Annotated in this window: 40 protein-coding genes; all 40 read right to left on the bottom strand. The window is 32.9% G+C overall.

Annotated features, from left to right (window positions below):
* Positions 1–101: 101 nt before the first annotated feature.
* Entirely contained in the window at positions 102–1,715 is a 1,614-nt protein-coding gene (locus tag ACYUCG_RS12300) for a Na/Pi cotransporter family protein (RefSeq protein WP_081092146.1), read from the bottom strand.
* 396 nt (positions 1,716–2,111) lie between these two features.
* Positions 2,112–2,504, bottom strand: a complete 393-nt coding sequence (gene rpsI, locus ACYUCG_RS12295; protein ID WP_003454434.1) for a 30S ribosomal protein S9 — start codon at positions 2,502–2,504, stop codon at positions 2,112–2,114.
* Between the two features lie 26 nt (positions 2,505–2,530).
* Positions 2,531–2,965 (bottom strand): 50S ribosomal protein L13, encoded by a 435-nt coding sequence (gene rplM, locus ACYUCG_RS12290; RefSeq protein ID WP_011010899.1) that lies wholly within the window; start codon positions 2,963–2,965, stop codon positions 2,531–2,533.
* A 146-nt stretch (positions 2,966–3,111) separates the two neighbouring features.
* Entirely contained in the window at positions 3,112–3,846 is a 735-nt protein-coding gene (gene truA / locus ACYUCG_RS12285; RefSeq protein ID WP_139934144.1) for a tRNA pseudouridine(38-40) synthase TruA, read from the bottom strand.
* 157 nt (positions 3,847–4,003) lie between these two features.
* On the bottom strand, positions 4,004–4,810 hold the full coding sequence (locus ACYUCG_RS12280; protein WP_003454368.1) for an energy-coupling factor transporter transmembrane component T family protein: 807 nt from the start codon (positions 4,808–4,810) through the stop codon (positions 4,004–4,006).
* 15 nt (positions 4,811–4,825) lie between these two features.
* On the bottom strand, positions 4,826–5,683 hold the full coding sequence (locus ACYUCG_RS12275) for an energy-coupling factor transporter ATPase (protein ID WP_060795079.1): 858 nt from the start codon (positions 5,681–5,683) through the stop codon (positions 4,826–4,828).
* Positions 5,668–6,513, bottom strand: coding sequence for an energy-coupling factor transporter ATPase (locus ACYUCG_RS12270; RefSeq protein WP_460268700.1), 846 nt, complete (start codon positions 6,511–6,513; stop codon positions 5,668–5,670). Before ACYUCG_RS12270 ends, ACYUCG_RS12275 begins: the two co-directional genes overlap by 16 nt.
* 358 nt (positions 6,514–6,871) lie before the next feature.
* Positions 6,872–7,213: a 50S ribosomal protein L17 gene (rplQ, locus tag ACYUCG_RS12265; RefSeq protein WP_003454231.1), complete on the bottom strand. Its 342-nt coding sequence runs from the start codon at positions 7,211–7,213 to the stop codon at positions 6,872–6,874.
* A gap of 16 nt (positions 7,214–7,229) precedes the next feature.
* Positions 7,230–8,177 (bottom strand): DNA-directed RNA polymerase subunit alpha, encoded by a 948-nt coding sequence (locus ACYUCG_RS12260; protein WP_003454404.1) that lies wholly within the window; start codon positions 8,175–8,177, stop codon positions 7,230–7,232.
* An 84-nt stretch (positions 8,178–8,261) separates the two neighbouring features.
* A complete protein-coding gene (rpsD, locus tag ACYUCG_RS12255) occupies positions 8,262–8,882 on the bottom strand; it encodes a 30S ribosomal protein S4 (RefSeq protein ID WP_003470276.1) in 621 nt (206 codons plus the stop codon).
* Between the two features lie 23 nt (positions 8,883–8,905).
* Positions 8,906–9,301: a 30S ribosomal protein S11 gene (gene rpsK, locus ACYUCG_RS12250; RefSeq protein ID WP_003454436.1), complete on the bottom strand. Its 396-nt coding sequence runs from the start codon at positions 9,299–9,301 to the stop codon at positions 8,906–8,908.
* A 16-nt stretch (positions 9,302–9,317) separates the two neighbouring features.
* Positions 9,318–9,683, bottom strand: coding sequence for a 30S ribosomal protein S13 (gene rpsM / locus ACYUCG_RS12245; protein ID WP_060795076.1), 366 nt, complete (start codon positions 9,681–9,683; stop codon positions 9,318–9,320).
* 236 nt (positions 9,684–9,919) lie between these two features.
* Entirely contained in the window at positions 9,920–10,033 is a 114-nt protein-coding gene (gene rpmJ, locus ACYUCG_RS12240) for a 50S ribosomal protein L36 (protein WP_039312872.1), read from the bottom strand.
* Positions 10,034–10,045: 12 nt separating this feature from the next.
* Positions 10,046–10,264 carry a translation initiation factor IF-1 gene (gene infA / locus ACYUCG_RS12235; RefSeq protein ID WP_003454491.1) on the bottom strand — a complete coding sequence of 73 codons (219 nt, stop codon included), beginning with the start codon at positions 10,262–10,264 and terminating at the stop codon, positions 10,046–10,048.
* A 7-nt stretch (positions 10,265–10,271) separates the two neighbouring features.
* On the bottom strand, positions 10,272–10,550 hold the full coding sequence (locus ACYUCG_RS12230) for a KOW domain-containing RNA-binding protein (RefSeq protein WP_139934325.1): 279 nt from the start codon (positions 10,548–10,550) through the stop codon (positions 10,272–10,274).
* Between the two features lie 88 nt (positions 10,551–10,638).
* Positions 10,639–11,388: a type I methionyl aminopeptidase gene (gene map, locus ACYUCG_RS12225; RefSeq protein ID WP_003454388.1), complete on the bottom strand. Its 750-nt coding sequence runs from the start codon at positions 11,386–11,388 to the stop codon at positions 10,639–10,641.
* Positions 11,388–12,038, bottom strand: coding sequence for an adenylate kinase (locus ACYUCG_RS12220; RefSeq protein WP_060795073.1), 651 nt, complete (start codon positions 12,036–12,038; stop codon positions 11,388–11,390). The genes map and ACYUCG_RS12220 overlap by 1 nt, the downstream gene beginning before the upstream one ends.
* Positions 12,039–12,064: 26 nt before the next feature.
* Entirely contained in the window at positions 12,065–13,342 is a 1,278-nt protein-coding gene (gene secY, locus ACYUCG_RS12215) for a preprotein translocase subunit SecY (protein ID WP_460268699.1), read from the bottom strand.
* Positions 13,343–13,344: 2 nt separating this feature from the next.
* Positions 13,345–13,785 (bottom strand): 50S ribosomal protein L15, encoded by a 441-nt coding sequence (rplO, locus tag ACYUCG_RS12210; RefSeq protein WP_460268698.1) that lies wholly within the window; start codon positions 13,783–13,785, stop codon positions 13,345–13,347.
* Between the two features lie 33 nt (positions 13,786–13,818).
* Positions 13,819–13,998 (bottom strand): 50S ribosomal protein L30, encoded by a 180-nt coding sequence (rpmD, locus tag ACYUCG_RS12205; RefSeq protein ID WP_034824315.1) that lies wholly within the window; start codon positions 13,996–13,998, stop codon positions 13,819–13,821.
* Between the two features lie 5 nt (positions 13,999–14,003).
* The gene (rpsE, locus tag ACYUCG_RS12200) at positions 14,004–14,501 is read right to left on the bottom strand and encodes a 30S ribosomal protein S5 (RefSeq protein ID WP_003454272.1); all 498 of its coding nucleotides are present in this window, start codon (positions 14,499–14,501) and stop codon (positions 14,004–14,006) included.
* Between the two features lie 20 nt (positions 14,502–14,521).
* A complete protein-coding gene (gene rplR / locus ACYUCG_RS12195; protein WP_003454424.1) occupies positions 14,522–14,881 on the bottom strand; it encodes a 50S ribosomal protein L18 in 360 nt (119 codons plus the stop codon).
* 30 nt (positions 14,882–14,911) lie between these two features.
* Positions 14,912–15,451 carry a 50S ribosomal protein L6 gene (rplF, locus tag ACYUCG_RS12190; RefSeq protein ID WP_060795071.1) on the bottom strand — a complete coding sequence of 180 codons (540 nt, stop codon included), beginning with the start codon at positions 15,449–15,451 and terminating at the stop codon, positions 14,912–14,914.
* 96 nt (positions 15,452–15,547) lie between these two features.
* Positions 15,548–15,946 (bottom strand): 30S ribosomal protein S8, encoded by a 399-nt coding sequence (rpsH, locus tag ACYUCG_RS12185; protein ID WP_003454446.1) that lies wholly within the window; start codon positions 15,944–15,946, stop codon positions 15,548–15,550.
* 33 nt (positions 15,947–15,979) lie between these two features.
* Positions 15,980–16,165 carry a type Z 30S ribosomal protein S14 gene (locus ACYUCG_RS12180; protein ID WP_003470274.1) on the bottom strand — a complete coding sequence of 62 codons (186 nt, stop codon included), beginning with the start codon at positions 16,163–16,165 and terminating at the stop codon, positions 15,980–15,982.
* 16 nt (positions 16,166–16,181) lie between these two features.
* The gene (gene rplE, locus ACYUCG_RS12175) at positions 16,182–16,721 is read right to left on the bottom strand and encodes a 50S ribosomal protein L5 (protein WP_003454431.1); all 540 of its coding nucleotides are present in this window, start codon (positions 16,719–16,721) and stop codon (positions 16,182–16,184) included.
* A gap of 22 nt (positions 16,722–16,743) precedes the next feature.
* The gene (rplX, locus tag ACYUCG_RS12170; RefSeq protein ID WP_003454257.1) at positions 16,744–17,058 is read right to left on the bottom strand and encodes a 50S ribosomal protein L24; all 315 of its coding nucleotides are present in this window, start codon (positions 17,056–17,058) and stop codon (positions 16,744–16,746) included.
* A 23-nt stretch (positions 17,059–17,081) separates the two neighbouring features.
* On the bottom strand, positions 17,082–17,450 hold the full coding sequence (gene rplN / locus ACYUCG_RS12165) for a 50S ribosomal protein L14 (RefSeq protein ID WP_003454425.1): 369 nt from the start codon (positions 17,448–17,450) through the stop codon (positions 17,082–17,084).
* A 30-nt stretch (positions 17,451–17,480) separates the two neighbouring features.
* A complete protein-coding gene (rpsQ, locus tag ACYUCG_RS12160) occupies positions 17,481–17,735 on the bottom strand; it encodes a 30S ribosomal protein S17 (RefSeq protein WP_003454312.1) in 255 nt (84 codons plus the stop codon).
* 21 nt (positions 17,736–17,756) lie between these two features.
* Positions 17,757–17,966 carry a 50S ribosomal protein L29 gene (gene rpmC, locus ACYUCG_RS12155; protein WP_003454396.1) on the bottom strand — a complete coding sequence of 70 codons (210 nt, stop codon included), beginning with the start codon at positions 17,964–17,966 and terminating at the stop codon, positions 17,757–17,759.
* Complete coding sequence (gene rplP, locus ACYUCG_RS12150) at positions 17,966–18,400, bottom strand: 50S ribosomal protein L16 (protein WP_003454381.1); 435 nt, start codon at positions 18,398–18,400, stop codon at positions 17,966–17,968. The genes rpmC and rplP overlap by 1 nt, the downstream gene beginning before the upstream one ends.
* 30 nt (positions 18,401–18,430) lie before the next feature.
* On the bottom strand, positions 18,431–19,099 hold the full coding sequence (gene rpsC, locus ACYUCG_RS12145) for a 30S ribosomal protein S3 (protein ID WP_003454406.1): 669 nt from the start codon (positions 19,097–19,099) through the stop codon (positions 18,431–18,433).
* Between the two features lie 20 nt (positions 19,100–19,119).
* Entirely contained in the window at positions 19,120–19,455 is a 336-nt protein-coding gene (gene rplV, locus ACYUCG_RS12140) for a 50S ribosomal protein L22 (protein ID WP_003454177.1), read from the bottom strand.
* A 27-nt stretch (positions 19,456–19,482) separates the two neighbouring features.
* Entirely contained in the window at positions 19,483–19,764 is a 282-nt protein-coding gene (gene rpsS, locus ACYUCG_RS12135) for a 30S ribosomal protein S19 (protein WP_003454422.1), read from the bottom strand.
* 70 nt (positions 19,765–19,834) lie between these two features.
* Positions 19,835–20,668 carry a 50S ribosomal protein L2 gene (gene rplB / locus ACYUCG_RS12130; protein ID WP_003460473.1) on the bottom strand — a complete coding sequence of 278 codons (834 nt, stop codon included), beginning with the start codon at positions 20,666–20,668 and terminating at the stop codon, positions 19,835–19,837.
* A 54-nt stretch (positions 20,669–20,722) separates the two neighbouring features.
* Positions 20,723–21,016 (bottom strand): 50S ribosomal protein L23, encoded by a 294-nt coding sequence (gene rplW / locus ACYUCG_RS12125; protein ID WP_003454311.1) that lies wholly within the window; start codon positions 21,014–21,016, stop codon positions 20,723–20,725.
* Positions 21,016–21,630, bottom strand: coding sequence for a 50S ribosomal protein L4 (rplD, locus tag ACYUCG_RS12120; RefSeq protein WP_003454270.1), 615 nt, complete (start codon positions 21,628–21,630; stop codon positions 21,016–21,018). The genes rplW and rplD overlap by 1 nt, the downstream gene beginning before the upstream one ends.
* Positions 21,631–21,654: 24 nt before the next feature.
* On the bottom strand, positions 21,655–22,284 hold the full coding sequence (rplC, locus tag ACYUCG_RS12115) for a 50S ribosomal protein L3 (RefSeq protein ID WP_003476250.1): 630 nt from the start codon (positions 22,282–22,284) through the stop codon (positions 21,655–21,657).
* Positions 22,285–22,366: 82 nt separating this feature from the next.
* Positions 22,367–22,675, bottom strand: coding sequence for a 30S ribosomal protein S10 (gene rpsJ, locus ACYUCG_RS12110; protein ID WP_003479233.1), 309 nt, complete (start codon positions 22,673–22,675; stop codon positions 22,367–22,369).
* Positions 22,676–23,370: 695 nt separating this feature from the next.
* A partial coding sequence (locus ACYUCG_RS12105) for an EF-Tu C-terminal domain-related protein (RefSeq protein WP_460268739.1) occupies positions 23,371–23,520 on the bottom strand: 150 nt, incomplete at its 5' end.

Genomic DNA, 23,520 nt, shown 5'->3' with positions numbered 1-23,520 from the left:
CTTTTAGAATTATGAAACTCAATTTATTTTTTCCTATATATAAAGAAATATTCTAAGGAAAATAAAAAAGAATACCTAAAGTTAGGTATTCTCTAATATAATTAATAAACTTCCATAACACTTTCAGCTATGTTAGTAGCATGATCACCAATTCTTTCAAAATTGCTTAATAAGTCCATAAATATTGCACCATCATAAGCATTACAAGAACCTTGGCTTAATCTCTTAATATGATTTTCTCTAAATTCTTTTTGAGAAGCATCTATCTTTCTTTCTATTTCATAGATAGTTCCAGCTTCCTCTATATTTTCATTTGCATAAGAATCAATTGTTATGTCTAGTGCTTTAATTGTTTGATCATATATATAATCTATTTCATTTAAAGCATCTTCGCTATATTTTAATTTTCTTCCTACCTTTTCTAAAGTTAAATCAGCTATATTCTCAACATGATCACCTATTCTCTCAATATCAGTTACAATATGGAAAGTTGATGCTACTAAATTACTTTCTTTAGCAGATAAATCACATTTAGATAATTTAACTAGGTAAGCAGTTATTTCTTCTTCTAAAATATTTATAAGTTTTTCATTTTCATATACTTTTTTAACTAAACTGTCATTATTTTCTCTAAAAGCCTTCATACTTAATTCTAAGTTTTCTTTAGCTTTATTAGCCATTCTTAAAGTTTCTTTTTGAACTTGCCCAGCAGCTATTACTGGTGTTTCTAATAGTCTTTCATCAAGATACTTAGGTCCAAAAAGTTCAATTTCATCTTCACCTTTTATTAATTTGTTAACTATCATAATCATGTACTTACTTAATGGTACAAGTATTATAGTAGCAGTTATATTGAATATTGTATGAGCATTGGCTATTTGTCTTTGAACATCTCCAGGGCTCATTTCTTGAACAATATGTGCTAAAGGCTTTAAGAACGGTATAAATATAAGTGTACCTAATATATTAAACATTAAATGTATGGCAGCAGCCTTATGAGCTGTTTTATTTGCTCCAATACTTGATATTAAAGCAGTTACACACGTTCCTATATTACATCCAAATAATATTGGTAAAACTATATTTATAGTTATAGAACCAGTTGATGCTAAGGCAATTAATATACTTGTTGTAGCTGATGAACTTTGTAATATAGCTGTAAGAGCTAAACCTGTAAAGATTCCTAATAGCCAGTTATCACCTATAGCCATTATAAGTTGTGAGAACATTGGTGAATCCGCTAATGGTTTTAAAGCTGAACTCATTATTCCCATACCCATAAACAAGATACCAAAACCTAATATTATATCAGCAATATCTTTTCTCTTCTTTTGTTTTGCTGACATTAATAAAACAACACCTACTATAACAAACAATGGTGCAATTTCATCTAATTTAAAGGCAACAAGCTGAGCCGTAATAGTTGTACCTACATTTGCTCCCATGATTACTCCAGCAGCTTGTGCAAGATTCATAAGACCGGCATTAACAAATCCAACTACCATTACTGTAGTAGCACTTGAACTTTGTATTACCATTGTAACAAAGGCGCCAACTAAAACTGCTGATATTGGATTTTTAGTAACTTTCTCTAATATACTTTTTAATTTATCACCTGCAGCATTCTCTAATCCTTCTCCCATTAACTTCATTCCAAAAAGGAATAGACCTAATCCGCCGGCAACTTCCATTAAGGTAAAAATTGCATCTTTCAAGATACTTCTCCTCCACTTTGCTTAATTTGTAAAATACAAAATTATTTTATTTTTAATTTTAAAATATCAATCCTATAACATTTTACAATATAATAACTGCTTTGTTAAGTTTTAAAGTTTCTTTTTAACCTAAACTTAATACAGTATCCAATTAATTGAAATTTTCTACAAATAATATCCAAATTATTAAAACAAACTCAAATAATATATAACTACGTGTTAGTTATAAAGCCATTTCTAATAATTTTTAATATTTATTGTCAAACCATATATTTCACTATATTTGTTTCAAATTTGTTAATAATTAAAGTGCAAATAAAAATAATTCCCTTAAAATATATAAATATATAAAAAAAGAAGGAGGTATTCCTCCTTCTTTCTGATAAAAGCAATATATTATCTCTTTGAGAATTGTGGAGATCTTCTTGCTTTCTTTAAACCGCATTTCTTTCTTTCAACCATTCTTGGGTCTCTAGTTAAGAATCCAGCTTTCTTTAATTCTGGTCTTAAGTTTTCGTCAGCTTTTAATAAAGCTCTTGATATACCATGTCTTATAGCTCCTGCTTGACCTGATAATCCACCACCATGAACGTTAACTAAAACGTCATATTTGTCTTTAGTTTCAGTTAAAACTAATGGTTGGTTAACTACAACTCTTAAAGTTTCTAATCCGAAATATGTTTCGATTTCTCTATTATTTACTATAACTCTACCTTCACCTGGTACAAGTCTTACTCTTGCAACTGATTTCTTTCTTCTTCCAGTTCCCATGTATTGAACTTTTGCCATTTGAACTCCTCCTCCCGAGCTTATAATTAGTATCTTAACTCAAGTACTTCTGGTTTTTGAGCAGCGTGGTTGTGCTCAGCTCCTCTGTACACGTTTAATTTCTTTAACATTTTTCTTCCTAAAACGCCTGTTGGAAGCATTCTTCTAACTGCTTCTTCGAAAGCAAATTCAGGTTTCTTTTCTAAAACTTCTCTGTATGGAGTTTCTTTTAATCCACCAGCGTATAAGCTGTGTTTTCTTAACATTTTTTGGTCTAATTTCTTACCAGTTAAAACAACTTTCTCAGCGTTTATAACGATAACGAAATCTCCACAGTCAACATTTGGTGTAAATGTTGGCTTGTTCTTTCCTCTTAATATTGAAGCAACTTGGCTAGCAACTCTTCCTAGTGGCTTTCCAGCAGCGTCAACAACATACCATTTTCTTTCAACTTCTTGTGCTTTTGCAATGTATGATTTCATCGTTTTCCCTCCCTAGAATTTTAAAATAGGTTTTATATGTCCTCGTACTTTATGTTAAGATTCATATTGAATCCCGTACATCTCTCTTACAAACAAATACAATTATAATACACGCTTACGGGCGTGTCAATACATTTCATCTACTTTTAGTAAAAAACTTTTTCTAAGCATAGTCCTGTTGGAGGAACACAAATTCCAGCTTTTTTTCTATCACCAGAATCTATGACTTCCTTTATATATTCTGGCTTCTCTTTTCCTCTTCCTACTTTAAGTAATGTTCCTACAATTAATCTTACCATATTATATAAAAAGCCATCTGCTGATACATATATTTTAATTTTATTTCCTTCTGTTTCAATATGAATATCAGTTATTGTTCTTACAGAAGTCTTAACTGTCCCACCGGGTCTTTGAAAGGCCTTAAAGTCATGTTTTCCTAAAAAGTATTTACATGCTTCCTTCATAGATTCAACATCTAATTGCTTTTTAACATGATATACATAATTTCTCTCTAATGCTGGTGGCTCTTCTCTATTTAGTATTGTGTAACAATAAGTTTTACCAGTAGTCATATACCTAGCATGAAAATCCTCAGCTACCTCTTCTGAATTCATTATTACTATATCCTTTGGTAACTTTGAATTTAATGCAGCCTTAAAATTTTTCCCTGGTATATTAGAATTAGTTTTAAAATTAGCCACATAGGCCTTAGCATGGACTCCTGAATCCGTTCTACTGCTTCCTAGTATTTCTATCTCTTCTTTAGTAACCTTCTTTATAGCCTCTTCTACCTTCTGCTGAATAGTATTTCCTATAGGCTGTTTTTGCCATCCAAAATAAGATGTTCCATCATATTCTATAGTTAATTTTATATTCCTCATATAATCATTCCTTTATTTTTTTATAAAACAATATTTTAAATCATAAATAATTAATTCTTCAAACAAAGAAAGACCACAAATTTGCAGTCTTTCTTTTATATTATCAATATTTAATTCATATTAAAAGTCTAAATGTAAAAACAAAATTTAATTTATATTAGAAAACTCTCACTACTATTGATAAAACTAAAAGTACTCCAGCCATTCCAAAAGAAATAAAATCATTTTTAGAATACTTTAATATCTTCATTCTAGTTCTTCCATCGCCACCTCTATAGCATCTAGCTTCCATAGCCATAGCTAACTCATCAGCTCTTCTAAAAGAGCTAATAAATAAAGGAATTAATAGTGGTATTAAACTTTTAGCTTTTTGTATTATGTTTCCTGATTCAAAATCTGCACCTCTAGCTTTTTGTGCTTTCATTATTTTATCAGTTTCATCAATTAAAGTTGGTATAAATCTTAAAGCAATTGTCATCATCATTGCTAATTCATGAGCTGGCACTCCTATTTTCTTAAATGGTTTTAGTAAACTTTCAATACCATCAGTTAGTTCTATTGGTGATGTTGTAAGTGTTAATACTGAAGTTCCCATTATAAGCAAGATAAGTCTTAATGCCATAAATATAGCTGTTCTTATTCCTTCTTTATAAATATATAAGAATTTCCAATGCCATATAAGAGTATCTTCTGTACCTTTTATCATAAAAATATTAAGTGCTGCTGTTATAGCTATTAATAGAAATACAGGTTTAAGTCCTTTATATAAATATTTAAATTGTAATTTAGATATTAATACTGTTGCCCCTAAAAAGGCAATTATAAATATATATCCCCAAAACTTATCTACTATAAATAATGAAGCAATAAAAATAAATGATATTAATATCTTAGTCCTTGGATCTAATTTATGTACAAAAGAATCCCCAGGAATATATTGACCTATAGTAATGTCCTTTAACATAATTTCTTATCCTTCCTAATTATTATTCCTTATTATTTCTAAAAGAGCTTCCTTAGCTTGAGAAATTGTAAATATCTCTTCTGATATATTAAAGCCCTTATTTCTTAACTCTCTTATTAGATAAGTTACTTGAGGAACAGCCAATCCTATTTTTTCTAAAGTTTCAACCTCTTTAAATACCTCTGCAATCTTTCCATCTAAAACTATTTCTCCACTATTCATAACAATTACTCTATCAGCAATCTTAGCTACATCTTCCATACTGTGACTAACCATTATTATAGTCATTCCATACTCTTTATGAAGAAGTCTTATTTGAGCAAGTATGTCTTCTCTTCCCTTTGGATCTAAACCAGCTGTTGGTTCATCTAATATAAGAATCTTAGGCTCCATAGCTATAACCCCAGCTATAGCAACCCTTCTTTTTTGACCTCCACTTAAATCAAAAGGAGATTTATCTTTATATGTTTCATAGTCAAGTCCAACCATCTTCATGGATTTTTTAACTCTTTTACTTATTTCTTCTTCACTGATTCCTAAATTTCTTGGACCATACTCAATATCTTTTTCAATAGTCTCTTCAAATAATTGATACTCTGGATATTGAAATACTAATCCAACCTTTTTTCTAATATCGCTTAATTTAACTTTTTTATCTGCTATATTAACACCATCAACTATTATATTCCCACTAGTAGGACTTAATAATCCATTTAAATGCTGTATAAATGTTGATTTTCCTGAGCCAGTATGCCCAATTAGTGCTATAAATTCTCCATCTTCTATTTCACAGTTTATATTATTTAATGCTATTTTTTCAAAAGGTGTTTTAGGCATATATATGTGATTTAAATTTTCTATTTTAATTGACATAAAGCATTCACCATCTCATCTATATTTAATATTTCTGTTGATATATCTACTCCATCTTTTTGAAGCTCATAAGCTAATTCAGTAACTTGAGGAACATCTAATCCAATTGATTTTATTTTTTCTACTTGAGAAAAAATTTCCCTAGGAACACCTTCCATTACCTTTTCACCTTTATCCATAACTATTATTCTATCAGCCTGTGCAGCTTCATCCATATAGTGAGTTATAAGTATTATAGTAATTCCAAACTTTTTGTTTACTTCCTTTATAGTTTTCATTACTTCATTTCTACCTGAAGGATCTAGCATTGCTGTAGGTTCATCTAAGACTATGCATTTAGGTCTCATTGCTAATATACCAGCGATAGCAATTCTCTGCTTCTGCCCTCCTGATAATAAATGTGGTGCATGTTTTCTGTACTCATACATACCTACTGCTTTTAATGAATCATCTACTCTTTCTCTTATCTCCTTTGGATCAACACCTAAATTCTCTGGTCCAAAAGCAACATCTTCTTCGACTATTGTTGCTACTAATTGATTATCTGGATTTTGAAAAACCATCCCAGCTCTTCTTCTAACTTCCCAAAGATTTTCTATATCAGAAGTATCTAACCCATCTACATACATCTTTCCACCACTAGGAAGTAATAAAGCATTCATATGCTTTGCCATAGTTGATTTTCCTGAACCGTTATGTCCTAATATAACTAAAAATTCTCCCTTTTTAACTTCCATAGAAACGTGATTTATTGCAACCTTTTCAGTTTGATCTTCAGCATTTACATATTTAAAAACTAAGTCTTCACTTTTAATCATATTTTCTCCCATACTAGCCTCCTATAAAGCTACCTTTAACTACTTTAGAGTTGAAACACTTAACTCTTTTTCTCAATATGTATTGAGTTTAATAATTTTTTTATGTATAAAAAAAATACCTACTTATAAAATAATACTATTAATAATTTTATTTTGTAAATAGATATTTCCTTATTTTAACCTTTTATATAAAATTATCTTCCTTAAAATATGTTTATTAAAAAATTTCTTTAAACACATAATATACCTTTAGATTCAAAACTATTATAGGTTAAATCTAAAATTTTATACTAGTAGTAAAAATAATATATAATATTTTATATGACAAAAGAGGATTAAGTAAAAACTTAATCCTCTCTAAAGAAATATATTATACTAATTCAAGTATAACAACTTCAGCTCCGTCTCCTCTTCTAGGACCAACTTTGTACATTCTAGTGTATCCACCGTTTCTTTCAGCGTACTTTGGAGCTATGTTGTCAAATAAGTTTTTAACAACTTCTTCTTCTGTAACAAATGCTAACACTTGTCTTCTTGCGTGTAAATCTCCTCTTTTTGCAAGAGTGATCATTTTTTCTGCAAGGCTTCTAGTTTCCTTAGCTCTTGTTTCAGTAGTTTCTATTTTACCATGCTTTAAGAAGCTTGTAACAAGATTTCTAAGCATAGCTTTTCTTTGATCAGTAGGACGACCTAACTTACGATATCCTGCCATGGCTTTACCTCCTCACCTACTCGTCATTTAGTCTTAAATTTAAGCCTAACTCGTTTAACTTTCTTTCTACTTCTTCTAGAGATTTCTTACCTAAGTTTCTAACCTTCATCATATCATCCATGCTCTTGCCCGCAAGCTCTTGAACAGTGTTTATACCTGCTCTCTTTAAGCAATTGTATGATCTTACTGATAAGTCAAGCTCTTCTATAGTCATCTCTAAAGCTTTTTCTTTTTTATCTTCTTCTTTTTCAATCATTATCTCAACATCATTAGCGTTGTCAGTTAAAGTCATGAATAATTTGAAGTGCTCTATAAGAATTTTAGCTGATAATGAAATCGCTTCTTCTATTCTTATAGTTCCATTAGTCCAAATTTCTAATGTAAGTTTATCATAGTCAGTAATTTGACCAACTCTTGTATTTTGAACAGAGAAATTAACTCTCTTTACAGGAGTGTATATAGAATCTATAGCAATAGCTGATAATGGAAGATCTTCTGTTTTATTTTTGTTTTGAGTAACATATCCTCTTCCTCTATTAACTACGATTTCCATATATAACTTACCATCGTTGTCTAATGTAGCGATATGTAGATCTTTGTTTACAACTTCTACATCACCATCTGTTTTTATATCTGCTCCAGTAACAACACCTGGTCCTTGAGCATCAATATAAATAGTTTTTGGTCCTTCACCTTCCATAGTAAGTGCTAACATTTTAAGATTTAAGATTATCTCTGTAACATCTTCTTTAACACCTGTTATTGTTGAAAACTCATGAAGAACTGAATCTATTTTAACTGAAGTTGGAGCCACTCCAGGTAAAGAAGAAAGTAATATTCTTCTTAATGCATTACCAAGAGTTATTCCATAACCTCTTTCTAATGGTTCTATCTCAAACTTACCATATGTTCCGTTATCGTTTGATTCAACACATTGAATTACTGGCTTTTCTATTTCTAACATTTAAAAACCCTCCTTAATATTAAAATGGCAACCTTATGAGGGCAACTGATCCAATTGTAAAAGTACTCTTAAGATCAATAATTATTATTTGCTGTATAACTCGACGATTAGAGTCTCGTTAACTGGTACGTCGATATCTTCTCTTGCAGGCTCAGCAACAACTTTACCTTCGAAGTTTTCAACGTTAGCTTCTAACCATTTTGGTAAAGCTTTTGGATTTTCAGCAAACATTTTGAATCTTTCTGATCCTCTGCTCTTTTCACAAACTGTTATAACATCGTTAACTGATACTTTGAATGATGCTATATCAACTTTTTTACCATTTACTAAGAAATGACCGTGGTTTACTAATTGTCTAGCTTCTGTTCTTGAAGCACCATATCCTAATCTGTAAACAACGTTATCTAATCTCATTTCTAATAATTTAAGTAAGTTTTCACCGGCAATTCCTCTCATTTTTTCAGCTCTTTCATATGTGTTTCTGAACTGACCTTCAAGAACTCCGTATATTCTCTTAGCTTTTTGCTTCTCTCTTAATTGTGTTCCGTAGTTAGATAATTTCTTTCTGCTTGCTCCGTGTTGTCCTGGTGCATAACTTCTTCTAACGAAAGCACATTTATCTGTATAACATCTATCCCCTTTTAGGAATAATTTCATACCTTCTCTTCTACATAACTTACATGTAGCTCCAGTATATCTTGCCATTCATTACACCTCCCGTGACGTTACTAAACTCTTCTTCTTTTTGGTGGTCTACATCCATTGTGTGGGATTGGAGTTACATCTTTTATTAAAGTAACTTCTAATCCAGCTGCTTGTAAGCTTCTTATAGCTGCTTCTCTTCCAGCACCTGGTCCTTTTACGTAAACCTCAACGCTTTTTAATCCGTGTTCCATAGCTGCTTTAGCTGCTGTTTCAGCTGCCATTTGAGCTGCAAATGGTGTGCTCTTTCTTGAACCTTTGAATCCAAGGCCACCAGCACTTGCCCATGCTAATGCATTTCCTTTTGCATCAGTTAAAGTAACTATTGAGTTATTGAATGTTGATTGGATGTGTGCTGCACCATGCTCAACATTTTTTCTTTCTTTTCTTCTTCTAGTTTTTTTAACTTTTTGAGCTGCCATTGTCTTCCCTCCTTAACTATTTCTTCTTATTAGCTATTGTCTTCTTAGGACCTTTTCTAGTTCTAGCATTAGTCTTAGTTTTTTGTCCTCTAAGTGGAAGACCTTTTCTATGTCTGATTCCTCTATATGAACCAATCTCAACTAATCTCTTTATGTTTAAAGCAACTTCTCTTCTTAAGTCACCTTCAACTGTTAAATCTTTAATGTAGTTTCTTATTGAGTTTACTTCGTCCTCAGTAAGATCTTTAACTCTTGTATCAGGATTAACTCCAGTTACTTCAAGAATTTTTTGTGATGTAGGTAATCCTATACCATATATATAAGTTAGACCTATTTCAACTCTTTTTTCTCTTGGTAGGTCGATACCTGCTATTCTTGCCATTAATGTTACACCTCCTGGTAATTAAAATACGAAATTGATTTACATTAAATAAGTAACTCAATTGCTCTATTGTTTATTTATATTTAAAATTTTAGGTTGATGGTTTTACCCATCACAGCCGCACCTAAAATTTATTTGCTATTATTTAAATGCCTATATAATCATATTTTACTTTTAAATAAAAGTCAATAAGAATTCGCTCCCAATTGACCTTTTTATTATGTTTTATTTACCTATTAGCCTTGTTTTTGTTTGTGCTTAGGATTTTCACAGATTACCATTACTCTTCCTTTTCTTCTTATAACTTTGCACTTTTCGCAAATAGGCTTAACTGATGGTCTTACTTTCATCGCTAACCCTCCTTATTTTGCTCTCCATGTAATTCTACCTCTTGTAAGATCATATGGTGAAAGTTCCACAGTAACCTTATCTCCTGGTAAAATTCTTATGAAGTTCATTCTTAACTTTCCTGAGATATGAGCTAATATTTTGTGCCCACTCTCTAATTCAACTTCAAACATTGCATTTGGTAAAGCTTCTAAAACTGTACCTTGCATTTCAATTATATCACTTTTTGACATAAGGTAATCAAACCTCCTTGTTAGTGCTATTAAGCTTTAAAAATCTTTTTATTTTAAGATTTGTATTCTTATCCTTTGATATTATACATGATTTTAACTCATCATCCAATATCTCAGTAAGCACTACATGTTTTATTTTTTTCTTTTTTGGCATTTCAATAGTCTTAGTTGCTCCATTTGCTAATAGTAGATCATCATCTACCAATCCAACCACAATATATGATTTTCCTGTATCTCTTCCAGCATTTGAAGTAACTAATCTACCGATTAAATCAGTTTCTTGCAACTTATCCACCTCAAAGATTACCTTAGTCATAAACTACAAATTCCTTATAGGCAAATGTTAATTTATAACTAAGCAATATATATTAAAACTATTTTATAAGTGTTAATATTTCAGGACCATTAGGTAAAATTGCAACTGTGTTTTCATAGTGTGCAGAAAGTTTCCCATCTGCTGTTACTACTGTCCAGCCATCATCTAAAGTCTTGACTCTATATGATCCCATGTTTACCATCGGTTCAATAGCTAATACCATTCCTGCCATTAACTTTGGACCTCTGCCTGGTCTACCGAAATTAGGAACTTCAGGATCTTCATGGACTTTTCGGCCAATTCCATGTCCTACAAAGTCTCTAACAACAGAAAATCCATTGGCTTCAACATATTGCTGTATCTCATTAGAAATATCCGTTAATCTATTGTCTACATATGCCTTCTCTATTCCTTTAAAAAAGGACTCTTCAGTAATTCTAATAAGCTTTTCTGCCTCTTCTGATATATTACCTACACCAAAAGTTCTGGCAGCATCACTGTGAAATCCATTTAGACAAACTCCACAATCAATAGAAACAATGTCTCCATCCTTTAATTCATAACTTCCTGGGAAACCATGAATTACTTGATTATTAACAGATATACATAATGAAGCTGGGAAACCATACAATCCTTTAAAGGATGGTGTAGCTCCATGCTTAGTTATAAACTCTTCAGCTATTCTATCTAATTCCGTAGTAGTAATACCAGGTCTTACTTTCTCCTTAAGCAGGTTAAGTGTTTCTCCAAGAATCTTTCCTGCTTTCCTCATTAGGTCGATTTCATTCTCATTCTTAAGAATTATCATTACTTGTCGCTCCCTAATATTTTACAGATACTCTCAAAGACCTCGTTTATTGCTTGTGTTCCATCTACTACTGAAAGTTGCTTTTTGTTTTTATAAAAATCAATTAATGGTTGTGTTTGATTTTCATACACATCAAGTCTTTCCTTAACTGTTTCTTCAGTGTCATCTTTTCTTTGGATAACATCTGATCCACAAAGATCACATTTTCCATCATTAGCTGGTGGATTAAACTTTATGTGATAACTTGCTCCACATGAAGGACAAACTCTTCTTCCTGTCATTCTTTCAAGTATAAATTCTTTAGGTACTTCTATTAAAAGAGCTGTGTCTATTGACTCTTCTCTTTCAGTTAAAAAGTTATCTAAAGCTTCTGCTTGATGAACTGTTCTTGGGAAACCATCTAATAAATATCCGTTCTTACAATCATCTTGTTGAAGTCTATCTTTTACCATATTGATAGTTACTTCATCTGGAACTAACTGTCCATTATCCATGTATGATTTAGCCTCAATACCTAAAGGAGTATTCTCTGAAATATTCTTTCTAAAGATATCTCCTGTAGATATGTGAGGAATTGAATATCTATTACTAATTGATTTTGCCTGTGTTCCTTTTCCTGCTCCAGGAGGACCTAATAAAACTATCTTCACGGGCATCATCTCCATAACTTGTATTTCTATTTTAAGAATCCTTGGTAATGTCTCATTGTTAATTGAGATTCTAATTGTCTCATTATTTCTAATGAAACTGAAACTAGAATTAACAGTGATGTTCCTCCAAACTGTATTCCTTGGAAAGGAGTATAGTTTGCAACTAAAATAGGAACTACTGCTATAATAGCAGCAAAACATCCACCAAACATTGAAATTCTATTTAATACTTTCTCTAAATAAATCTCTGTTGGTTTTCCAGGTCTTATTCCAGGAATGAAACCTGATGATTTATGCATATTCTCAGCCATTTCATCTGGCTTAAATGTTATTTGAGTATAGAACCAAGTAAAGAATATAGTCAGTAATGCATATAATACTGGATACATCCAAGTCTTTGCATTGAAAGGACTGTAAGAAGATCCTGTAATCCATTGTGACCATCCATCTTCTGGGAAGAATTGAGCTATAGTTGTTGGGAAACTCATAACAGACATAGCAAAGATTATTGCTATAACAGTTGTTCCAATAATACTTAGTGGAATATGAGTTGATTGTCCCTTCATCATTTTATTACCTACGGCCTTACCTGCATATTGTACAGTAATCCTTCTTTCAGCTAGTGATAAGTAAATTACACCTGCTAATAAAGCTAATGTAAAGAAAATAAATAATGCTACTTCAACAATATTTATTCTACCTATCTTACTTAAGTTATATATTTGATAACCAGTCATTGGTAAGCTTGATAATATATTTGCAAATATTATCAAAGAAGTACCATTTCCTACTCCTTTAACTGTAATTTGATCACCTAACCACATTAAGAAAGTTGATCCAACTACTAGTGTTAGTAATATTAAAAACATACTAACTGGAGAATTGCTCTTAAGTGCGCCAACATTGTGAATTATCACATAACTTCCATAAGCAGTGATTGCTCCAATAACAATTGAAGCATATCTAGTTATCTTTTGGATTTTCTTTCTTCCGTCATCTCCCTCTTTAGACAATTGTTCTAATTTAGGAATTGCAACTGTTAAAAGTTGCATAATGATTGAAGCATTGATGTATGGTACAACACCTAAAGCGAATATACTAAATCTACTAAAAGAACCACCAGAAATTAAATCATAGAAGCTTACTAAGCTTCCTGATTGTGTTAAAGCTTTTAGACTATCTGTATCAATTCCAGGAACAGGAATATAACTTCCCATCCTGAAAATTGCTATTAAGAATACAGTCCAAATTATTTTTTTTCTTAAATCTTGAACCTTCCAGGCATTACGTAGGGTTGATAGCACGATTATTTCACCTCAACTTTTCCTCCAGCTGCAACTATTTTTTCAGCTGCTTGCTTTGATAACTTGCAACCTGCGATAGTTAAGCTCTTTTCTATGTTTCCATTTCCTAAGATCTTAACTCCGTCCATTAGTTTACTTACTACTCTTCTTTCTAATAGTAATTCTGGAGTAACTTCTGTTCTATTATCGAATATGTTTAATCTATCAACATTGATTGTTACAAAATGTTTTGTAAATGGGTTAGTGAATCCTCTTTTAGGAAGTCTTCTGTATAATGGCATTTGACCACCTTCGAATCCAGGTCTAACTCCACCACCTGATCTAGCATTTTGACCTTTTTCACCTTTTCCGGCATTTCTTCCTAAGCCTGAACCAGTACCTCTACCAACTCTTTTTGGAGCTGATTTACTACCAGCTGCTGGTCTTAATTCATGAAGTTTCATATGTTATTACACCTCCTCTAACGCTCTATTTAATTATGCTTCTTCAACTTTTAGTAGATAACTTATTTTGTTTATCATACCTTTTATTTGAGGAGTTCCCTCATGCTCTACTGTTTTACCTATTTTTCTAAGTCCAAGGGCATGTGCAGTAGCGATATGGTCTTTCTTTCTACCAATTAAGCTTTTAACTAATGTTACCTTTAGCATCGCTATCCCTCCTAACCTATTATCTCTTCAACAGATTTTCCTCTTAATTTAGCTATATCTTCAGCTGTTCTTAAGTTAGCTAATCCGTTGATAGTTGCTTTTACCATGTTTCTTGGGTTGTTTGAACCTAATGATTTAGCTCTAACATCCTTTAATCCTGCTAATTCAAGAACTGATCTTGCAGGACCTCCAGCTATAACTCCTGTACCTTCAGTAGCTGGCATTATAAGTACATCTCCTGTACCGAATTTTCCGTGTATTTCATGAGGAACAGTAGTTCCAACTATTGAAACTTCTACTAAGTTTTTCTTAGCATCTTCTATTCCTTTTCTTATTGCTTCAGGGATTTCGATAGATTTACCAGTTCCAACACCAACGTGTCCGTTCTCGTCTCCAACAACAACTAACGCACTGAATCTGAAGTTTCTACCACCCTTAACAACCTTAGTAACTCTGCTTATACTAACAACCTTTTCTTTAAGGTCTAGTGTGCTAGGATCGATTCTCATGTATTTCCCCTCCTTGTAGATTAGAATTTTAATCCGGCTTCTCTTGCTCCGCTAGCTAAAGCCTCAACTCTTCCGTGATATACGTATCCACCTCTGTCGAATACTACATCATTTATTCCTTTTTCTATAGCTCTTTTAGCAACTAATTCTCCAACTAATTTAGCAGCTTCTTTGTTGCTTCCTTTAACTTCGATAGCTTTATCTAAGCTTGAAGCAGCTACTAAAGTAACAGCATTAACGTCGTCTATTATTTGAGCATATATGTTCTTTTCACTTCTATATACAGATAATCTTGGTCTTTCTGGAGTTCCGAATACCTTCTTACGAACTCTTAGGTGACGTCTTTCTCTTGCTTCTTTTCTGTCTGCCTTTTTGAACATAAGGTTCACTCCTTTCTATATTAGTATTTATTATTTACCAGTTTTACCTTCTTTTCTTCTTATAACTTCATCAGAGTACTTAATTCCTTTACCTTTGTATGGTTCAGGTTTTCTCCATGATCTGATGTTAGCAGCAACTGCTCCAACTTTTTCTTTATCGATACCTTCAACGATAACTTTAGTTGTTCCGTCTAATTTGAAGTCTACTCCATCAACTGGTTCAACTTCTACTGGATGTGAATATCCTAAGTTCATAACAAGTTTCTTTCCTTGTAATTGAGCTCTGTATCCAACTCCGTTTAACTCTAAAGTTTTTGAAAAACCTTGACTTACTCCAACAACCATGTTGTTAAGTAAAGCTCTAGTTAATCCGTGAAGTGCTCTGTGTTCTTTAACGTCACTTGGTCTAGTAACAACTACTTGAGCATCTTCTACAGCTATATTAATGTCTTTGTGCATAGCTTTAACTAACTCACCCTTAGGGCCTTTTACTGTAACAACGTTCTCTGGTGTTACAGTAACAGTTACTCCAGCAGGGATAGCTATAGGCATTTTACCTACTCTTGACATAATGCGCACCTCCTGTGAATTTGGTCCTTATATTTTTTTAAATCATCTCTTTGCTTCAATCTATTTAAATCTATGTTATTTTCTCACTCTAAAAAATTACCAAACGTAGCAGATAACTTCTCCGCCTAATCCTAATTTTCTAGCTTCTCTGTCAACTACTAATCCTTTTGAAGTTGATATTAAAGCGATACCTAATCCGTTTAATACTCTAGGAACTTCATCTTTCTTGCAGTAAACTCTTAAACCTGGTTTTGATATTCTCTTTAAACCAGTTATAACTCTTTCATTGTTTGCTCCGTACTTTAAAGTTAATCTCATCATAGGAACTACACCATCGTTGTACTCCTCTACTCCTTTAAGATAACCTTCTTGTAATAATATATTTACGATAGCCTTCTTAACACTTGAAGAAGGTACTTCAACAACTTCGTGTCTTACTGAGTTCGCGTTTCTCACACGAGTTAGTAAGTCTGCGATAGGATCTGTCATAACCATTATATTGTGCCTCCTTTCATTCTACTAGTTATATTACCAGCTTGCCTTTCTACATCCAGGAATTTCACCTTTGTAAGCTAATTCTCTGAAGCAGATACGGCAAATTCCGAATTTCTTTAATACAGAATGTGGTCTTCCACATAATCTACATCTAGTATACGCTCTAGTTTTGTATTTAGGTTCTTTTTTCCATTTTTCGATCATTGCCTTACGAGCCATGCGTATCCCCTCCTTATTATTGAGCGAATGGCATTCCAAGGAATCTTAATAATTCTCTTGCTTCTTCGTCTGTGTTAGCACTAGTAACGAAGATTATATCCATTCCTCTTACTTTATCTACTTTATCATACTCGATTTCTGGGAATATTAATTGTTCCTTAATTCCTAATGAGTAGTTTCCTCTTCCATCAAATGCTTTAGCTGAAACTCCTCTGAAGTCTCTTACTCTTGGTAAAGCTATTGAAACTAATTTATCTACGAATTCGTACATATTAGTCTTTCTTAAAGTAACTTTACATCCTAAAGCCATGTTCTCTCTTATTTTAAAGTTAGCAACTGACTTTTTAGCTCTTGTTAATACAGGCTTTTGTCCAGCGATTATTTGTAAATCACTAACAGCTGATTCTAGAACCTTAGGATTGTCTTTAGCTTCTCCTACTCCCATGTTTATAACAACTTTTTCTATTTTAGGAACTTGCATTATGTTTTTGTATCCGAACTTTTCCATCATAGCTGGAACTACTTCTTTTTCATATCTTTCTTGAAGTCTATTCACGTAAAGTACCTCCTTTCAAATTTTAGAATGTTTCTCCACACTTCTTACATACTCTTACTTTTGCACCGTCTTCTAATAACTTATGGCTTATTCTTGTAGCCTTTTTGCATTTTTCACAGAATAACATAACTTTTGAGCTGTTTATTGCAGCTTCCATTTCTATTATTCCACCTTGCATGTTTTGTCTATTAGGTTTTTGATGCTTTTTAACTAAGTTAACTCCTTTAACTACTACTTTACCAGTCTTAGGAATTACTCTTAAAACTTCACCAGTTTTTCCTTTATCTTTACCTGATATAACTACTACTGTGTCGTTCTTTCTAACATGTACCTTCATCTTAGCCACCTCCTAATCGTTTATTATAGAACTTCTGGTGCTAATGATAAGATTTTATTGAACTCATTATCTCTTAGCTCTCTTGCAACTGGTCCAAAGATACGAGTTCCTCTTGGTTGCTTATCATCTTTTATTATTACAGCTGCATTTTCATCAAATTTGATGTATGAACCGTCAGCTCTTCTTAGTCCTCTTACTGATCTTACAATAACTGCTTTAACTACTTCGCCTTTTTTAACAACTCCGCCTGGTGTTGCACTTTTAACGCTAGCAACTATTACATCTCCGATATTTCCGAATTTTCTTTTAGATCCGCCTAAAACTCTTATGCACATTATTTCTTTTGCACCTGAGTTATCAGCAACCTTTAGTAAGGTTTGTTGTTGTATCATGAAATTAACCTCCTTTCAGACTTTAGAAAACTATTTTGCTTTCTCTACTATCTCAACAAGTCTCCATCTCTTATCTTTTGATAATGGTCTAGTTTCCATTATAAGAACTCTATCTCCGAATCTAGCCTCATTATTTTCATCATGAGCTTTGAACTTAGTTGTTCTGTTAACAGTTTTTCCGTATAGTGGATGTCTAACCTTTGTTTCAACCGCAACAACGATAGTCTTATCCATTTTATCAGAAACAACTCTACCTAATCTCTTTTTTCTTAAATTTCTTTCCACAGCGGTTACCTCCTTTCAGGATTACTGCTCAATCTTTAACTCTTCTTCTCTTATGATTGTTTTGATTTGAGCTATTGATTTTTTTACTTCTCTGATTCTCATTGGGTTTTCTAATTGACCTGTAGCTAATTGGAATCTTAAATTGAATAACTCAGCTTTAAGGTCTCCTAATTTCTTTATTAAATCTTGAGGATTGCTTGTTCTTAGTTCTTTTAACTCTCTAGCTTTCATTATTCTTCACCACCCATTTCCTCAAAATCTCTTCTTGTAACGAACTTAGTCTTTACAGGAAGTTTGTGTGAAGCAAGTCTCATAGCTTCTCTTGCTTTCTCTTCATCAACTCCAGATAACTCGAATAAAACTCTACCTGGTTTAACTACTGCTACCCAGTATTCAACTGAACCTTTACCTGAACCCATTCTTGTTTCAGCTGGTTTCTCAGTTACAGGTTTGTCTGGGAATATTTTTATCCAAAGCTTTCCGCCTCTTCTTATATATCTATTGATAGCTATTCTCGCAGCTTCTATTTGGTTACTAGTGATCCATCCACAAGTTGTAGCTTGGATTCCGAAATCTCCGTAAGCTAGAAAGTTTCCTCTAGTTGCCTTACCTTTCATTCTACCACGTTGTACCTTACGATGTTTAACTCTTTTAGGCATTAACATGTTATATTCCTCCTTTCTTAGTGCATCCTATTATGCGTTAGCTTCTTCCTTTTTTTCAACTTTTTTAGTTGGAAGAACTTCTCCATTGTAAACCCACACTTTAACACCGATTTTACCGTAAGTTGTATCAGCTTCAGCAAATCCATAGTCGATGTCAGCTCTTATTGTTTGTAGTGGGATTGTTCCTTCATTGTATTGCTCAGTTCTTGCTATTTCAGCTCCACCTAATCTTCCTGAACAAGCAGTTTTAACACCTAATGTGCCAGCTTTCATTGCTCTTTGGATAGTTTGCTTCATAGCTCTTCTGAATGATATTCTCTTTTCTAATTGAGCAGCAATGTTTTCAGCCATTAATTGAGCGTTAGTTTCAGCGTTCTTAACCTCAACAATGTTTATTAAAACATTTTTCTCAGCTATTATATTTTTTAAGCTAGCTTTTAATCTTTCGATTCCTGAACCACCTTTTCCGATGATTACACCTGGCTTAGCTGTGTGTATGTTTAACTTAACTCTTTTAGCTGATCTTTCGATTTCAATCTTAGCAATTCCAGCTGAGAAAAGTTCTTTCTTTATGAATTTTCTTATTTGTTGGTCTTCGATTAAGTTATCAGCAAAATTTTTCTTATCAGCATACCATTTTGCATCCCAATCTTTAATTACACCAACTCTTAGTCCGTGAGGATGTACTTTTTGTCCCATGCTTTTCCCTCCTTACCTTATTAAGCTCTTTCTTTAACAACAAGTGTTATGTTACTTGTTCTCTTGTTTATTCTGAATGCTTTACCATGATCCATTGGTCTGAATCTTTTTAATGTTGGTCCGTGACCTACATGTGCTTCTGCAACGAATAATCTGTTAGCATCTAATTCGTGATTGTTCTCCGCATTAGCTACCGCTGATTTTAAAACTTTGCTTATAACCTCAGCAGCATCTCTTGGAGTATATTTTAAAATTGCGAAAGCTTCGTTTACGTTCTTTCCTCTTATTAAATCAAGAACAACTCCTACTTTAGTTGGAGACATTCTTACATATTTAGCTATAGCTTTAGCTTCCATCTAAAGATCCTCCTTTCCCGGATACTATTATTTTCTCTTTGATGTTTTTTCGTTTTTAATATGACCTTTGAAAGTTCTTGTTAAAACGAATTCTCCTAATTTATGTCCAACCATATCTTCTGTAACATAAACTGGGATATGTTTTCTTCCATCATGAACAGCTATTGTATGGCCTATCATTTGTGGGAATATAGTTGAGCTTCTTGACCAAGTTTTGATAACTTTCTTATCTCCATTTTGGTTCATTTCTTCTATTTTCTTTAAAAGACCTGCATGCACGAAAGGTCCTTTCTTAATTGATCTACTCACTAGAATTTCCTCCCTTCATAAACTTAATTATGCCGCCAAACTGTGAAGAGAATATTGAATTCTCTCCAAACTATTTAGCGTTTCTTCTCTTAATGATGAATCTATCTGAGTATTTTTTGTTCTTTCTAGTTTTGTATCCAAGTGCTGGTTTACCCCATGGAGTAACTGGACTTGGTCTACCGATAGGAGATCTACCTTCTCCACCACCGTGAGGGTGATCGCAAGGGTTCATTACAGAACCTCTAACTGTTGGTCTCCATCCCATGTGTCTCTTTCTACCAGCTTTACCGATATTTACAATCTCATGAGTTGTGTTTGATACTGTTCCAACAGTAGCTTTACATTCGATTCTTACGTATCTCATTTCACCTGATGGTAATCTTAATGTAGCATAGTTTCCTTCTTTAGCCATTAACTGAGCTGAAGTACCTGCTGATCTTACCATTTGGCCACCTTTTCCAGCTTGTAACTCTATGTTATGAACAAAAGTACCTACTGGCATGTGTTTTAATTGAAGAGCGTTACCTGGCTTGATATCAGCCTCTGGTCCTGATACTACTGTATCTCCTACTTTTAAACCTACAGGAGCAAGTATGTATCTCTTCTCTCCATCAGCATAAACAACAAGTGCTATGTAAGCTGATCTGTTTGGATCGTACTCTACTGTAGCAACTTTTGCTGGGATTCCATCCTTATTTCTTTTGAAATCTATTATTCTATATTTTCTCTTAGCTCCACCACCATGGTGTCTAACAGTTATTTTACCTTGTGCGTTTCTACCACCAGTTTTCTTTAAAGAAACAAGAAGTGACTTCTCTGGTGCATTTGTAGTAACTTCTTCAAATGTTGGCATAGTCATTTGTCTTCTTGATGGTGTAGTTGGGTTAAACTTTTTAAGTGCCATTATTGTCCCTCCTTCTTATAGCTTATCTGGCCTTCAACCAATACCTGCTTTTTATTATTGCATTCCTTCGAAGAATTCGATGCTGCTACCTTCTGCTAAAGTTATAACAGCTTTTTTGAAGTCAGCTCTTTTTCCGATGTGAACTCCAACTCTCTTAGTTTTTCCTTCGAATCTCATAGTCTTAACGTCAGCAACTTTTACGTTGAAAACTTCTTCTACAGCTCTCTTTATTTGTACTTTGTTAGCTGCCATATGAACTATGAAGGTGTATTTATTTTCAGCCATAGCTGCCATACTCTTTTCAGTTATAACTGGTTTTCTGATTATATCATGGCTTGTTAACTTCATTATGCGTACACCTCCTCAATTTTGTTTACAGCTTCTTTAGTTATCATTAATGTTTTGCAGTTTAATAAATCATAAACATTGATGTTGTTAACAGGCATAACTGTTACACCTTCTATGTTTCTTGCTGATTTATATACATTTTCATTAACTTCAGCTGTTATTATTAATGTCTTCTTAGCTTCGAAAGCATTTAACATTTTAACTGCTTCCTTAGTTTTTGGAGCTTCGAAAGTTAAGTCTTCTAAAACAACCATATCTGCAACTTTGCTAGTTAAAGCAGAAGTCATAGCTACTTTTCTCATGCTCTTTGGTATTGACATTCTGTAATCTCTTGGTTTTGGTGCAAATACAACTCCACCTTTGATCCATTGAGGCGCTCTGATAGAACCTTGTCTTGCTCTACCTGTTCCTTTTTGTCTCCAAGGCTTGATTCCGCCTCCTCTTACCTCAGATCTTGTTTTAGCTGATTGAGTACCTTGTCTCTTGTTAGCTAATTGAGCTACTACTACTTGGTGTAAAGCATATTTGTTTACTTCTACTCCGAATACTTGCTCATTTAATTGGATATCTCCAACTTGTTGTCCTTCTTTATTAAATAAACCTACTTTAGGCATTACGCTTCCTCCTTTCTACAGAAATTAAGCCTTAACGCTGTTTCTTATAACTACTGTGCCTTTATTTGGACCTGGGATTCCACCCTTGATTAAGATGATGTTCTTTTCAGGCATTATCTTAACAACTTCTAAGTTAAGAACAGTTGTGTTCTTAGCTCCCATATGTCCAGGCATTCTTTTGTTTTTGAAAGTTCTTGATGGGTCTGAAGCAGCTCCCATTGAACCTGGTGCTCTGTGGAATTTAGAACCGTGAGACATTGGTCCTCTACTAGCATTCCATCTTTTGATTGTACCTTGGAATCCCTTACCTTTAGAAACTCCTGATACGTCTACTTTGTCTCCAATTTCAAATGTGTCAACCTTTATTTCGTCTCCAACATTGTAATTAGCAACATCTTCCATTCTGAACTCTTTTAAAGTTCTTCTTAAAGAAACACCTGCTTTAGCGAAATGTCCTTTTCTTGGTTTGTTAACTAATTTTTCTCTTAATTCACCGAATCCAACTTGTATTGCGTCATATCCATCAGTTTCAACTGTTTTCTTTTGAACTACAACACATGGACCAGCTTCAACTACAGTTACAGGGATTACTCTACCATTCTCATCGAATATTTGAGTCATTCCAACTTTTTTACCTATTATAGCTTTTTTCATGTGGTTACACCTCCTAAACATATTAGCGGATTGCCTCTGCAATCATAACAGTTCAATCTCTTAATTCAATCTAAATAAACTATTAAAGTTTTATTTCGATATCAACACCTGCTGGTAAGTTTAATCTCATTAATGCATCAACAGTTTTTGGTGATGGATTAACGATGTCTATTAATCTCTTATGAGTTCTTACTTCGAACTGCTCTCTTGAGTCTTTGTACTTATGTACAGCTCTTAAGATTGTTATAACGTCTTTTTCAGTTGGTAGTGGAACTGGTCCAACAACCTTTGCTCCTGTAGACTTAGCAGTTTCAACAATTTTCTCAGCTGATTGATCTAATATTGTATGATCAAATGCTTTTAATCTTATTCTTATTTTTTGTTTTGACATTTGGTTTCCCTCCTTTTCATGTACGCTTTACTTCTAACGCACAACAGTAAGCATTGTGTAAACTGTCCCTGGTGTTTCACACTTTAGACATGCACACGTAACCCCTGTCGTCGGATTCTAGATCCTAACATGCTCATCAAGAATTACCCGGAAGTCCGGCAACCTCCTGATTCATCGCTGTTCGCTTTACAACTTCTTCATTATACTATGTATATTATGTTTTTTCAAGTATTTTTTTAGAAGTTTTAACATATACATTTATGTACTATCTTTACCCCAAAACCGTTCAAAAAAATAAAGCACTAATATTAATAATATACTATTTTTTTAATTTTTCAACAAGAATTTTATTCCTAAAAAAATTTTATATTATTATTCTTACCAAAAATATTTTTCCTAAATTATATTATATTTATTTTTTCTATAAAATCAACAAAAAAATAAAAGAGAGGATATATTATCCTCTCTTTTATTTTAAAGGCCTATTTAATGAACACTCTTTTAAATTAAAAACTATTGCGCGTTAATTTTAGATTTTAAAGAGTTTTCTAATATATACGTCTATATATTAGAAACTTTTCTTAGTTAAACCTCAGCTTATAAACTTTTGCGCTAAGTATATAAGTGAGTTTTAACTAAGCATAAATTCCCGTTGTTCATCGGTACTAATAAAAAATTTATTTAAAAAGTTAAAATTACTCGATTATTGAAGTAACAACTCCTGAACCTACAGTTCTTCCACCTTCTCTGATAGCGAATCTTAATCCTTCATCCATAGCGATTTCTGTGATTAATTCAACTTCCATGTCGATGTGGTCTCCAGGCATAACCATTTCCATTCCTTC

The organism is Clostridium sp. CTA-17 (assembly GCF_054767895.1).
The sequence above is the reverse complement of the archived record's forward strand: the minus strand, read 5'-3'. Positions and strand labels throughout refer to the sequence as shown.

Coding starts and splice junctions, on each gene's coding strand:
- rpsI (WP_003454434.1), bottom strand. CDS start 2,504: ATGGCAAAAGTTCAATACATGGGAACTGGAAGAAGAAAGAAATCAGTT.
- rplM (WP_011010899.1), bottom strand. CDS start 2,965: ATGAAATCATACATTGCAAAAGCACAAGAAGTTGAAAGAAAATGGTAT.
- truA (WP_139934144.1), bottom strand. CDS start 3,846: ATGAGGAATATAAAATTAACTATAGAATATGATGGAACATCTTATTTT.
- ACYUCG_RS12280 (WP_003454368.1), bottom strand. CDS start 4,810: ATGTTAAAGGACATTACTATAGGTCAATATATTCCTGGGGATTCTTTT.
- ACYUCG_RS12275 (WP_060795079.1), bottom strand. CDS start 5,683: ATGTCAATTAAAATAGAAAATTTAAATCACATATATATGCCTAAAACA.
- ACYUCG_RS12270 (WP_460268700.1), bottom strand. CDS start 6,513: ATGGGAGAAAATATGATTAAAAGTGAAGACTTAGTTTTTAAATATGTA.
- rplQ (WP_003454231.1), bottom strand. CDS start 7,213: ATGGCAGGATATCGTAAGTTAGGTCGTCCTACTGATCAAAGAAAAGCT.
- ACYUCG_RS12260 (WP_003454404.1), bottom strand. CDS start 8,177: ATGTTAGAAATAGAAAAGCCAGTAATTCAATGTGTTGAATCAAACGAT.
- rpsD (WP_003470276.1), bottom strand. CDS start 8,882: ATGGCAAGATATACTGGAGCTACATGTAAGTTATGTAGAAGAGAAGGT.
- rpsK (WP_003454436.1), bottom strand. CDS start 9,301: ATGGCAGCTCAAAAAGTTAAAAAAACTAGAAGAAGAAAAGAAAGAAAA.
- rpsM (WP_060795076.1), bottom strand. CDS start 9,683: ATGGCAAGAATAGCAGGTATCGACCTACCAAGAGAAAAAAGAGTTGAA.
- rpmJ (WP_039312872.1), bottom strand. CDS start 10,033: ATGAAAGTAAGACCATCAGTTAAGCCTATTTGCGAAAAGTGCAAAGTT.
- infA (WP_003454491.1), bottom strand. CDS start 10,264: ATGTCAAAAAGTGATATAATTGAAATGCAAGGTACAGTTTTAGAAGCT.
- map (WP_003454388.1), bottom strand. CDS start 11,388: ATGATAATTCTTAAGAATGAGAATGAAATCGACCTAATGAGGAAAGCA.
- rplO (WP_460268698.1), bottom strand. CDS start 13,785: ATGAAACTTCATGAATTAAGACCAGCAGCTGGTAGTAAATCAGCTCCA.
- rpsE (WP_003454272.1), bottom strand. CDS start 14,501: ATGAGAATCGATCCTAGCACACTAGACCTTAAAGAAAAGGTTGTTAGT.
- rplR (WP_003454424.1), bottom strand. CDS start 14,881: ATGTTCAAAAAGGCAGACAGAAAAGAAGCAAGAGAAAGACGTCACCTA.
- rplF (WP_060795071.1), bottom strand. CDS start 15,451: ATGTCAAGAGTAGGTAAAATGCCTATAGCTATCCCTGCTGGAGTAACT.
- rpsH (WP_003454446.1), bottom strand. CDS start 15,946: ATGGTTATGACAGATCCTATCGCAGACTTACTAACTCGTGTGAGAAAC.
- ACYUCG_RS12180 (WP_003470274.1), bottom strand. CDS start 16,165: ATGGCTCGTAAGGCAATGATCGAAAAATGGAAAAAAGAACCTAAATAC.
- rplX (WP_003454257.1), bottom strand. CDS start 17,058: ATGAAGGTACATGTTAGAAAGAACGACACAGTAGTAGTTATATCAGGT.
- rplN (WP_003454425.1), bottom strand. CDS start 17,450: ATGATACAACAACAAACCTTACTAAAGGTTGCTGATAACTCAGGTGCA.
- rpmC (WP_003454396.1), bottom strand. CDS start 17,966: ATGAAAGCTAGAGAGTTAAAAGAACTAAGAACAAGCAATCCTCAAGAT.
- rplP (WP_003454381.1), bottom strand. CDS start 18,400: ATGTTAATGCCTAAAAGAGTTAAACATCGTAAGGTACAACGTGGTAGA.
- rpsC (WP_003454406.1), bottom strand. CDS start 19,099: ATGGGACAAAAAGTACATCCTCACGGACTAAGAGTTGGTGTAATTAAA.
- rplV (WP_003454177.1), bottom strand. CDS start 19,455: ATGGAAGCTAAAGCTATAGCTAAATATGTAAGAATGTCTCCAACTAAA.
- rplB (WP_003460473.1), bottom strand. CDS start 20,668: ATGGCACTTAAAAAGTTTAACCCAACTACACCATCAAGAAGACAAATG.
- rplW (WP_003454311.1), bottom strand. CDS start 21,016: ATGAAGTTAACAAGCCATGATATAATCAGAAAACCAGTTATAACTGAA.
- rplD (WP_003454270.1), bottom strand. CDS start 21,630: ATGCCTAAAGTAGGTTTATTTAATAAAGAAGGACAACAAGTTGGAGAT.
- rplC (WP_003476250.1), bottom strand. CDS start 22,284: ATGAAAAAAGCTATAATAGGTAAAAAAGTTGGAATGACTCAAATATTC.
- rpsJ (WP_003479233.1), bottom strand. CDS start 22,675: ATGTCAAAACAAAAAATAAGAATAAGATTAAAAGCATTTGATCATACA.